This is a genomic window from Okeania sp. SIO3B5, from assembly GCF_010692555.1.
Lineage (GTDB): Bacteria > Cyanobacteriota > Cyanobacteriia > Cyanobacteriales > Microcoleaceae > Okeania.
This window is the reverse complement of the sequence record NZ_JAAHHG010000080.1, coordinates 17,923-29,358: the sequence shown is the minus strand read 5'-3', so window position 1 is coordinate 29,358 and position 11,436 is coordinate 17,923. Positions and strand designations below refer to the sequence as shown.

Here is an 11,436-nt window from a genome sequence, read left to right as displayed (position 1 = left end):
TGCTTCCGCATTCCGCAGGAAATGAAATATTTCTGTCAGCTAACCTTAGTCTTTGCTTGACTCAAATAAAAGCTGATAGCTGTTTGCGGAGCATGACAAACGGAAATGCTAATAGCTGAATGCTTACGTAATAAATAATTACTTCTAAGGTTTAGTCTAGAAACTTTAGTAGTAACTGTTTATTCTTTCTCAATTTCAAAGGTTTCTTTTACCTTCTCCAAAATTAATAGCTGATAACGCAGTTTCAACCATAGAAGACTAGCTAATAACTGACGGCTGAATAGCTTACGAAATGGGTGCATCTCAATGCGTGAATAAAGCCAAAAATTTATCGCTTTTAGGGAACACCGGAGCTGGGAACACCGGAGCTGGGAATATATAGGAAAAAAGTATTTTTGCTTGCTATGAGATGCACCCTACGAAATTAATGGTGGAATTCTTGCTAACACACCTTTTTTTAACTGCTTAGGTCTTTCCGACCAAGATAATAATCCATCAGATTTAGCATCATAGAGACTGGCACATTCTAATACTGCTGCTGATACTTCAGATAAAACTTCTGTTTGAGATGGTAAATCTCCAAATACATAAGTATGCTTACCAGGGGCAGCAAAAGAAATAGCACAAGAGTGACTACAAGCACTCATACATTCTATTGGTTTTATAGAAAATCTATCCCGTAAGTGCCAATTTTTATATTCTTGGGAAAGTTGGTCTAGTAGTTTTTCTCCTCCACTAATACCTTGTCGTTTCCCATCTTTCCAAACACTCGCACAAGTAGTACAAACAAATAGTATCTGTGGCGTAGACATTTTGTTTTTTTGATGATTTTGTAATAATTTAATTGGGCTACTAACTAAATATTGCGCTGGTGAAAAATACCATTCCAATAGCACCTATTGCCAAACCCAGGAAGCGCATTACAAGAAAGAATTTATTTTCCCAAGAATTACTTACTAATTCAGCAGATTTCATCACCAATAATGCTATTAATAATTGCACCGCTGTAAAGCCAAACAAATATGCAAATAAGGGTGTCATTTCTGCACCAATAATTGCCTCTCCATAAGCATAACCATGAAATATACCAGCAATAGCTGCAAAAATACTTAATAATTGGAGACTCAGCTTCTGTTTGAGAACTAGCATTGTACCAAAAGCAACTACTGATAGGGCGATCGCTATTTCTGTTAAAGGTAAATCAATACTGAGAAGATGGATACCTGTTCCTAATATTACTGTAGCGAGAAAAGATGCTATTATTGATATACCGTTGGGGATTCCTACTGCAATTAATCCAACTGCAACGACAAAAGCCAGATGATCTATTCCAATAATTGGATGTCCTACACCAGATAGAAAACCTTCCCACAAATTACTTGGTGTTTTTCCATCCATTGGATGATGGGCTATTGCCGATTCTATTGTGCTGAAAAAGATTAAAATTGCTAGTGCTAAAATTACTCTTATTCTATGCAATTGGTGAGCAAGCCTACTTTTTGTAGGCTTGTAATGTTTGTCTCTCATCCGTACCTCGCAGATGTATTGATTATTTTTATTAATTAATGTTGGTGGGCATTCTGGCTTAATGAAATTTTAGATTTTACTAAACTCATTTCACAGTTGCGGGACAGCGTTGGATTTACACCAAACTTTCCCCTTTACTTCTAACGACTGACCCTCGCTAGAACCAACATAGTTTAAGAACTATATCACAATATTTCTCTTCTCGCTCAAAATATTTTTGATTTTTATAAATTTTTCAACATTTTCTGCTTAATAAATCTTTGCAAAAAAATAGTTAGTCAATATCTAAATCTAGATTATGCAAAAAACTAAGAAATTGTAGATATAATATAATCATATTATCCAACCTAATAATTGTTAATGATTCAGACCGAGCTTGTTTTTATTTTTTGAGTTTCAAATAATTAGGCCAGATGCTCATACTTTTTAAACGTTCTGAGTAGATAAATCTCATATGGCGTTTCTCAGTAAGTGTGAGATACACCTATCTTGAATTTCTATTCTGTTCCCTGTTCCCCAAAAATTGTGAATTTTGTACCTTACAAGTATGGGAATTACTATAGTAAATTATTGAAATTATCTTGTTGAAAAATTAAAATGCTTAAAAACAAATATATATAATTAGCTGAATCGCCGAGAAGCCTCACGCCATAATATGCAGATTTGGCGTGAGATGAATTGGCCGCAAATTGAATGGGCATCGAACCTATTGAATTTGCATGCTATCCCAGCAAAAGCCTTTGCCCTAGTTGAAAAACTTGTATTATGATATTGCAATAACCCCAGAAATTTTCCACCATGCGCACTGCCTACCAATATAAATTAAGGCCCAACTCAGATCAAATAGCAATAATAGAAATGTGGTTGGAATTGTTGCGTCGGCAGTACAACTATAGGCTGGGTGAAAAATTCTCATGGTGGTCAGAAAACCTTTGTCCAGTTAACGCCTGCCCCTTGGTGATGCCAATTCCTCAACTTAGAGACCATCCAGATTATTACTCTCAAAAAAAAGATTTGGTCAATACAAAAGACAAGTTTCCTGAGTACAAGCTGATTCATTATCAGGTCCTGCAAGATTGCATAAAACGGGTAAAATTTGCTTTTGATCGATGGTTTAAAGCAGATAAAAGTGGATATAAATTAGGAAGACCAAGGTTTAAAGGAAAAGGACGTTACCTTAATAATTAATAATTAAATAATTCGCGCCTTGAAGCCTTCCCTTTTAACGGGAAAAAAAGCGGTCTCCGGATGGCTCAGAAACCTGCGCTGTCCGACCATCAACTAAGAGAAAATCAAGTTCAATATTTCAATTCACTTTACTTCAGGTAGAGGTACTGATAACTGATAACTGAAATGACTTTATCCCTAGAAGAAAAATCAGTTCCAGCTTTAACAACTAAAGTTGAACCAACATTAAAAAACACTCTGGGAATTGATATGGGGTTGAAAGAATTCTTAGTAACAAGTGAAGGAGAGTCTATCCCTATTCCTCAATACTATCGCTCATCTCAGAAACGATTAAAGACTCTACAAAAACGTTTATCTAGAAAGAAAAAAGGAACTAAAAGGAGGCTTAATGCTGTCAAAGCTGTAGCTAAACAACATAAAAAGGTTGCTGATAAACGTAAAGATTTTCATTTCAAAACAGCCAATGAATTGTTATCACTCATCGGATGTTATTGCCCATGAAAACTTAAAGATAAAAGGACTAGCAAAGACTCGTTTGAGTAAATCAATTAACGATGCTGGATGGGGTAAATTCCTGGCTATTTTAACTGTCAAAGCTGGAAATGCTGGACAGAAAACCGTAGCAGTGAACCCCAAAAATACCAGCCAAGATTGTTCAAACTGTGGGGAAAAAGTCGATAAAGAATTAAACATACGAACCCATTTTTGCCCGCACTGCGGCATAGTAATAGACCGCGACTTAAATGCGGCGATAAATATAAAAAATAGGGCGGTAGGGCATTCCGTCCTTAAAGCTCGTGGAGCCAGACGGAATACCGGGGCTGCGAAACGAGAAGCCCACACTATAGCGCCAGCAAGCGTGTGGGAGTATAATAAAAGTTATACATAAATATAGTCTTATGTAGTCAAGTGATGTCAAATATCTCCGTTTACTTGTATAAAAGAGCGCCTTTATATTTGACAAAATTTAATAACTCAAAGGCCATATCTTTAATAGTATAATGAAATTGGCTGGTAATTCCAGACTAAATAAAAATAAAAATTCCTAAATTATTGAATCCTAATATAATTTTAACCCCTTGATTTATGAAATTAGTTGAGAGACATATCCCATACAAAAAATCATCGGTTTTATGATGAAATTGACCGACTGTGTTTTTTGTCGAAAAATCTCTATAACTATGCCAATTATTTAGTTCGCCAATCTTTCATCTTTGAAAAAATAAATAATTCCTACTATGACCTACAAAAAACACTCTCTACTCAATCAGATTATCAAGCAATGCCAGCTAAAGTATCTCAACAAATCTTGATGATACTAGATAGAAACTGGAAAAGCTTTTTAGCAGCAAACGAAGTTTATAAACAGAACCCATCAAAGTTTAAATCTCGTCCTCGTCTGACTGGATATAAAAATAAAATAACGGGAAGAAATATTGTAGTTTATAGGACACAAGCCATCAGCAAGAGGCAATTAAAACAAGGAATTATTAATCCTTCTAAAACAGGAATTTATCTAAAAACATTAGTACCTACTTCACAAGTCAAACAAGTTCGTCTAGTCCCTAGACTGAACCATTATGTAATTGAGGTGATTTATGAGAAATGCGAAAAACAATACGAGCTAGAGAAAAATCGTTGTGCCAGTATTGATATAGGATTAAACAACTTAGCTACATTAACCTTTAATCAAGCCGGAATTAAACCCAAGAGTGATAAATGGCAGACCTTTAAAATCTATCAATCAATACTACAACAAAGTTAAGAGTTCCTTACAATCTCAACTCAAAGAAAATCAATCAAGTAAGAGACTAAAAAAGCTTTGTAATAAAAGAGAATTTAAAATCAACGATTATCTTCATAAATCATCTCGTTTAATTATTAATACCCTAATTAATCAGAAAATAGGAACATTGATAATAGGGCACAATGAAGAGTGGAAGCAGAAGATAAATTTAGGGAAAAGAAATAATCAAAATTTTGTATCTGTTCCCTATAACAAGTTAATAGAAATGTTATCTTATAAAGCCAAGATGGTAGGAATAGATGTAATAATTACAGAAGAATCTTATACATCCGCATCAAGTTTTATAGATAATGATTTGATTCCAGTGTACTTAGAAGGTGAGAAAAATCATGTCACCTTTTCAGGAAAAAGAGTAAAAAGAGGTTTATATTGTACCGCAAGTAAAAGATTAATCAATGAGTTATGTGAACGGTTCTTTGAACATAATGAGAAAAGCAGCTCCCTTTTGTTTTTGACTATGGGAAGCGAGGGTGTTGTAGTTCACCCAGTCAGAGTAACACCTGCAAAATAAGGATTAGTCATATTTGACTATATTTTTATGAACTATGTCACAGTTGAGTTAAAACTATAAACATAAGAAGTTGTGAAATTCAGACTTAAATTATGACTAATATGCTGGATTTTTCAATCATCAATATCAAATAACAGCTTTTGAACTCCTCAGAAAAAAAGATCCCCATCATCAAGGAATAAAACAAGTATGTCCAGATACGATTCCCATCTTAAATGCTCATTTTGTGGCAAGTCCCAAGACCAAGTCCGTAAGTTAATCGCAGGTCCTGGGGTATATATTTGCGATGAATGTGTAGAACTATGTAACGAAATATTAGAAGAAGAAATTTTTAACTCTAGAAAAGATGATACTTCAGCTAGTCAAATTGGATCGCAATTAGCAGATAAAAATTATTCAGGTAAGAGTAAAACTTCCTTAGAAGCAGTTCCGAAACCTACAGAAATTAATCAATACTTGGATCATCATGTAATTGGACAACAGCAGGCAAAAAAAGTACTGTCAGTAGCAGTATATAATCACTACAAACGTCTGAGTTGTCAAACAAATCATAATTCCGACAAAAACGTTGACCCTGATGTGGAATTACAAAAATCTAATATCCTATTAATTGGCCCAACTGGTTGTGGAAAGACTCTGTTAGCCCAAACTCTAGCAGAATTACTAGATGTGCCATTTGCAGTAGCAGATGCAACAACCCTTACCGAAGCTGGTTATGTAGGGGATGATGTAGAGAATGTTTTGTTAAGGTTATTGCAAGTAGCAGACTTTGATATAGAAGCGGCTCAGAGAGGAATAATATATATAGACGAAATAGATAAAATTGCTCGTAAAAGTGAAAATACTTCCATTACAAGAGATGTATCTGGAGAAGGAGTCCAACAAGCTTTATTAAAAATCTTGGAGGGGACAATAGTTAATGTCCCACCACAAGGAGGACGTAAACATCCCTATCAAGATTTTATTCAGCTTGATACCAATTCAATTTTATTTATTTGTGGTGGTGCTTTTGTCGGGTTAGAGAAAATAGTTGAACAACGACAGGGAAAAAAATCATTGGGCTTTATTCAGGCCGAAAATATTAATCAAGATAATATAGCTTTACAGTCAAAAGAAAAACGTAATATTAATGTACTCAAAAGTGTAGAACCAGATGACTTAGTTAAGTTTGGTTTGATTCCAGAATTTATTGGACGAATGCCAGTATTAACAGTAATTGACCCATTAGATGAAACGGCATTAATGAAAATATTAACTGAGCCACAAAATGCTTTAGTTAAACAGTATCAAAAATTATTAAAGATGGATAATGTTAAGTTAGAATTTCAGAAAGAAGCTCTTAAGGCGATCGCTAAAGAAGCATATAGACGAAAAACAGGAGCTAGAGCATTACGAGGCATTTTAGAAGAGTTAATGTTAGAGGTAATGTATGAGTTGCCATCCCGTAAAGATGTTACCCGTTGTATTATCACTGAAGAAATGGTAGAAAAAAGATCCACTGCTGAATTGTTATGGCATCCAACTTGGCATAAACAGCATGAGTCTGCTTAAAAATTATTAAATCTTGATTTTGCCTTGATATGTAATATCTTTAGAAATCTCCAAATAGTAAAAAATCAAATCAATTATGGCACTCTGATTCATTAATTCTGTCCCCCTACTCCCTACTTCCTCTTTTTTAGAGATGCCCTTTGATTTTTAGTGAGGCGAAAAAAGAGTATAATAGAAAAACTTGCTTGATTCTCAACCATTAAGTATACAAATCTATAACAAAGAATGGGTTAGTTAGAAAATAGACTGCTAATAAACCTAGCAGAGAAATATTTTTCCCACAGATTTAGAAGTTGCCTGCTACCTCTTGCCTGCTATATTCTGAGCCAAACTTTCTTGATTTTTACTATTGCTAAATCTAGCTTGTGATATAATAGAATGTGTTATCGGTTTCGAGGATCTGTTTAAGTTCGATGGGCGTTTTCCAGTTTTTCTTTACAGACTTGTCTCCGAGTTCTATTCCTTTTAAATTTTTAGCTGATTTGGGAGACAGTCTATGTCAATATATGTGGGTAATTTATCCTACGATGTCACACAAGAGGACTTAAATGCAGTATTTGCTGAATATGGACAGGTAACAAGAGTTCATTTACCTATAGACCGTGAAACAGGTCGAGTGCGTGGTTTTGGATTTGTGGAAATGGTAAACGAGGAGGATGAAGAAAAAGCAATTGAAGCTTTGGATGGTGCAAGTTGGATGGGTCGTGATATGAGAGTTAATAAGGCCAAGCCACGAGAAAACAATAAGGGTGGTGGTAGCTACGGTGGTGGCAATAATCGTAAGTTCTCTCGCAACAACTACTAACTTATCAAAAACGTTGCTAGAATGCCCGCATCAAATAGACATAAGGCGTGAAAAAAATGTAGAAATGTTGAGTATTGGAGCAGGGGGCAAATTTCAGGGAGAATAGGAAAACTCGACCTGTTGGTTGCTAGAGCTGAAAAATATAGACTATCCTAGACAAATATCTACCAAATGTCTATGTTTTTACCGAAAAGCGACGTTCAAAGCCCCCGTGTTTTAACCGGGGGATGAAAACAAGGGAGTCGTTTAGACTAGACAACTTTAGTTGTCCTGTGCTATTATCTGGATATACAAACGTTTAGACAAAAGTAAGCAGCAAAGCATGGTTTAGACGCTATGCCGACTGTGTAGGGGCACCGCGGAAATTGTCCCCAAAGAATATATCTTTGGTCAGAATCATGAGAAACGAAGCAACAAGGATTTATCGGTGTTGCGTAGTATCAACTTAGAATCCCCTCGGCAAAAGCTGCGGGGATTAGTCAATCCATTAATCTGTGTTATTATTACATACGTCTGCTAAGACCAGAGGATTTTAGCAACGATTATGGAGTGTTTGGCACTCGACTTTTCATATCTGATGAAAACCCCAGAGGGAATCCTAAACTCAATGTGTTTGATCAGAACATTAACCTTCTTTGCCAGTAGACTTATGGACAGGTGAGTCAGAAAATTGCTTTTAGTCACGGATGAAAAGCGTGTCTATGATTGTCTAGATTTTTAGATTGTGGCATAGTAATAGACCGCTACTTAAATGCAGCGATAAATATCAAAAATAGGGCGGTAGGGCATTCCATCCTTAAACCTTGTTGAACCCGACGGGATACCGGGGCTACGAAACGAGAAGCCCACACTAAGCTGACGCTATAGTGTGGGAGATGTCACAAGGAGAAAGCAGGCTCTAAAGTTGAAGTCAAAAATAGGTTTTGCACAGTAACTAATGATTTAAGATTTTTGATTGAATTGGATTTTGGATTAATCAATTGCTAGAATAATTAATATTAGGTTTTTAGTTTTTTTTAGTCAAAGTCTAAACTAATTTTTGGCAATATAATTCCATAATGTGCAACCCCAAGTTTTGAACTGTAATTGCTGGTAAGTAGGGCTTGCTGAATAAAATTGTAATCAATACCTATAAAGGTTTCCAGGGTTAAATATTGCTGAAAAAGTGCAAAGTTTTTGGCTATTGTAGCCTCAAAATACTAATACTTTTCCCCTGAATCTCAGAAAATTTGGCCGTAGCATATAGTCTTAACTTTTGCCTTTCGGAGCTGTTCCCTGTTGCCTATCATCACCATTAGACTTTTGAGCGCAAACCCTAAGTATTCAGAAATCCAGAGAAAATAATTGTAAAATATCGAAGACTCAGCTAATGAAGCTAGAGTCTTTCTTTATATCATATAAAATTTTGCTTACTTCAATGATAGGAAATTCCTGCCTGCTGAAACCGATTTAATACTTCTGTCAAACGCTCACATTCAGCAATTAGACTAACCCTCACATAGCCCTCTCCTCCACTACCAAAAGCATTTCCTGGAGTCAGCACAACCCCAGTTTTTTGTAATACAGACAAAGCAAAATCAGTAGATCCTACTCCTGGTGGACAAGGCACCCATAAATACATAGTTGCCAGAGTTTTCCGTACATTCCAACCCAACTTTCCTAAACCTTGAATCAGAAAATCTCGACGTTGCCGATAACGTTCTTGAACCTGATATAAAAATTCATCCGGTAACTGTAAAGCAGTTTCAGCAGCGGACTGTAGAGCAGCAAACAACCCATAATCTAAATTAGTTTTCAAAGTGCGTAACCCTTGAATTATCCGAGAATTACCAACCACAAAACCTACTCGCCAGCCAGCCATATTATAAGTTTTAGACATAGTGTGAAACTCAACACCAATATCTTTTCCCCCAGGAATCTCCAATAAACTTGTAGGCTGATAACCATCAAAAGCTAACTCAGCATAACATAAGTCGTGAACCAGCATAATTTCATACTTTTTAGCAAAAGCCACAATATCCTGAAAAAATTCTCGTGGGGCAGTAGCACCAGTGGGATTACTAGGATAATTAAAATAGAGAATCTTCGCTTGCTCTGCAACACTATCGGGAATATCCCCTAGATCGATAATCCAATCATTTTCTGGTTTCAGTAAAATGCTATGAATCTTACCTCCAGCAATTAAAGGACCACGAAAATGGGCAGGATATGCAGGATTAGGTGCTAAAACTAAATCTCCTGGATTCACATAAGCCAAAGCTAAGTGAGTTAAACCCTCCTTAGAACCCAACAGTGGTAAAGCTTCACCTTCTGGGTCAAGTTTTACACTATAACGACGGTAATACCAATTAGTAATTGCTTTTCTGAAACTGGCAGTACCTTCAAAGGGGGGGTAACTATGGTTAGCTACTTCTTGTAAAGCGACGATGGCGGCCTCCACAACAGGTTGAGGAGTCGCTCCATCAGGGTTCCCCATTCCCAAGTCAATTAAATCTAGCCCTTGTTCGCGGGCACGAGCTTTTAGTTCGTCTAAACGGGCAAAAACATAAGGTGGTAGTGCTTGTACTCTGTTTGCGGGATTAATCCAATCCATATTTATTACAAGGACTCAAATAATCAGTGATTTGATAGACAATTTACTTTTTGGATATAGAAAATAAACGCTGAGAAACTGATAAAATTTTAGAAAATAAACGCATTAATCGTACACTGACTCTATGGTTTTCAGTGTGGTACTTCTGCTAAAAAAGCTAAATTTTGTTTCTCTGGCTCTTGTGGGACTGTTGTTGAAACCATTGCTGCTACTAATTGCTCGGGAATCACCCTAAATGGTAAGCGATGAATATCAGAATTGCCATGACAAGCAACTTCAGCAGCACGCCATAATTCAGACAAACTGATTTCTCCTAACCCTAAGTCACCCAATGTTTTTGGTAAACCAATCTCATCATAGAATTTTAACAGTTGTTGCCTGGCAGTTATAGCTAGTTGGTTGCCTTGTAGCATTTCTTCCAACCTTAGCTGGACTAATATACCATAAGCAACTTTTTCTCCATGTAATTTATCATGACTTGCTGACAAATGAGTTAGGCCATTATGAACAGCATGAGCAGCGACAGTCCGACATTGAGCACCGCCAATACCTCCAATTAAACCTGCTAATAAGACTGTGGCATCGACAACTTCTTGCCAGGTTTCTCCACCAGGTTCTTGTAAGGCTACTGTTGATTTTTGGAAGAGAATATCTCTTAACACTCTTGCTTGTTGGACAGCAGCAATGGTCATTGTTTGCTCTGAATGGCCACTACTAACTGAGGCTTCGTACCATTTGGCGATCGCATCTCCAATACCAGCTACTAAGATACGGGAAGGCCCAGTTTTTATGAGGCCATAATCCAGGATTAGCAGGTCTGGACATTTAGCTAGACTAACATCATACAAGAAAGCGCCTTGGTCTGAGTAGATATTTGATAATGCAGTCCAAGCTGCACAAGTGCCTGCTGAGGTAGGAATAGTGACTATGGGTAAATGACATTGGTGGGCTAAGAGTTTGGCTGTGTCGAGGGCTTTACCGCCACCTATGCCAATTATGAGGTCTGCTTTTTGAGTTGTGACGATTTGGCGAAGATGAGCTAGACTTGTTTCACTACAGTCTGACCCGTAGCTGGCCTGAGTAAATTTTAAATGATGATTTTGTAGTAAAGGCCCAAGCCACGGTTGAATAATATCTAAGGAGCGATCGCCTCCTACAATCAAGGGATTAGCTCCAAGATGGGCGATCGCTTCTCCTGATTGGGCTAGAGCCTTTTTCCCCCGAATAATTTGAGTTGGAGCAATATTTAGGGATAATGTTGTTGCTTGGGAGGTGTTAGTCTGTTTAATCATGGCGACTAAGGCTAGATTAGAGTCAATTCTATTGAGTATAGGCAAATCTTGTTATAGTTGTCGGGCTTTACTGAAAACTTTATAATTTTTTTTTTGAATTTATAAATTTTAGACTTAGCAGATTATTAAATTTTTTACTGGTTATCTAAATGTTGACAGAAG

At 36.5% G+C, this 11,436-nt stretch carries 12 protein-coding genes and 1 riboswitch; of the genes, 7 read left to right on the top strand and 5 right to left on the bottom strand.

Going from position 1 to position 11,436, the window contains the following annotated elements; genetic code table 11:
* Nucleotides 1-179 precede the first annotated feature (179 nt).
* The 3 genes from F6K54_RS13610 to F6K54_RS13600 form a co-directional block, all read right to left on the bottom strand.
* Nucleotides 180-302 (bottom strand): hypothetical protein, encoded by a 123-nt coding sequence (locus tag F6K54_RS13610; protein WP_293078290.1) that lies wholly within the window; start codon nucleotides 300-302, stop codon nucleotides 180-182.
* A gap of 114 nt (nucleotides 303-416) precedes the next feature.
* Complete coding sequence (locus F6K54_RS13605; protein WP_293078288.1) at nucleotides 417-812, bottom strand: DUF1636 domain-containing protein; 396 nt, start codon at nucleotides 810-812, stop codon at nucleotides 417-419.
* Nucleotides 813-852: 40 nt separating this feature from the next.
* Nucleotides 853-1,527, bottom strand: coding sequence for a HupE/UreJ family protein (locus F6K54_RS13600; protein ID WP_293078286.1), 675 nt, complete (start codon nucleotides 1,525-1,527; stop codon nucleotides 853-855).
* Nucleotides 1,528-1,552: 25 nt separating this feature from the next.
* Nucleotides 1,553-1,710, bottom strand: a riboswitch (cobalamin riboswitch).
* Nucleotides 1,711-2,325: 615 nt separating this feature from the next.
* Here F6K54_RS13600 and F6K54_RS42910 point away from each other — a divergent pair.
* The 7 genes from F6K54_RS42910 (at nucleotide 2,326) to F6K54_RS13575 (ending at nucleotide 7,389) form a co-directional block, all read left to right on the top strand.
* Nucleotides 2,326-2,715, top strand: a complete 390-nt coding sequence (locus tag F6K54_RS42910) for a helix-turn-helix domain-containing protein (protein WP_366558129.1) — start codon at nucleotides 2,326-2,328, stop codon at nucleotides 2,713-2,715.
* A gap of 165 nt (nucleotides 2,716-2,880) precedes the next feature.
* Complete coding sequence (locus F6K54_RS42905; protein ID WP_366558128.1) at nucleotides 2,881-3,216, top strand: transposase; 336 nt, start codon at nucleotides 2,881-2,883, stop codon at nucleotides 3,214-3,216.
* Complete coding sequence (locus tag F6K54_RS42900) at nucleotides 3,179-3,604, top strand: transposase (RefSeq protein WP_366558127.1); 426 nt, start codon at nucleotides 3,179-3,181, stop codon at nucleotides 3,602-3,604. Before F6K54_RS42905 ends, F6K54_RS42900 begins: the two co-directional genes overlap by 38 nt.
* A gap of 207 nt (nucleotides 3,605-3,811) precedes the next feature.
* Complete coding sequence (locus F6K54_RS13590; RefSeq protein ID WP_293078284.1) at nucleotides 3,812-4,480, top strand: hypothetical protein; 669 nt, start codon at nucleotides 3,812-3,814, stop codon at nucleotides 4,478-4,480.
* Nucleotides 4,428-5,033 (top strand): transposase, encoded by a 606-nt coding sequence (locus F6K54_RS13585; RefSeq protein WP_293078282.1) that lies wholly within the window; start codon nucleotides 4,428-4,430, stop codon nucleotides 5,031-5,033. The genes F6K54_RS13590 and F6K54_RS13585 overlap by 53 nt, the downstream gene beginning before the upstream one ends.
* Nucleotides 5,034-5,222: 189 nt before the next feature.
* Nucleotides 5,223-6,584: an ATP-dependent protease ATP-binding subunit ClpX gene (gene clpX, locus F6K54_RS13580; RefSeq protein ID WP_293078280.1), complete on the top strand. Its 1,362-nt coding sequence runs from the start codon at nucleotides 5,223-5,225 to the stop codon at nucleotides 6,582-6,584.
* Between the two features lie 496 nt (nucleotides 6,585-7,080).
* A complete protein-coding gene (locus tag F6K54_RS13575; protein ID WP_293078278.1) occupies nucleotides 7,081-7,389 on the top strand; it encodes an RNA-binding protein in 309 nt (102 codons plus the stop codon).
* Nucleotides 7,390-8,803: 1,414 nt separating this feature from the next.
* Here F6K54_RS13575 and F6K54_RS13570 read toward each other — a convergent pair.
* The gene (locus tag F6K54_RS13570; RefSeq protein ID WP_293078294.1) at nucleotides 8,804-9,988 is read right to left on the bottom strand and encodes an aspartate aminotransferase; all 1,185 of its coding nucleotides are present in this window, start codon (nucleotides 9,986-9,988) and stop codon (nucleotides 8,804-8,806) included.
* A gap of 125 nt (nucleotides 9,989-10,113) precedes the next feature.
* The gene (locus F6K54_RS13565) at nucleotides 10,114-11,274 is read right to left on the bottom strand and encodes an iron-containing alcohol dehydrogenase family protein (protein ID WP_293078292.1); all 1,161 of its coding nucleotides are present in this window, start codon (nucleotides 11,272-11,274) and stop codon (nucleotides 10,114-10,116) included.
* Between the last annotated feature and the right edge of the window lie 162 nt (nucleotides 11,275-11,436).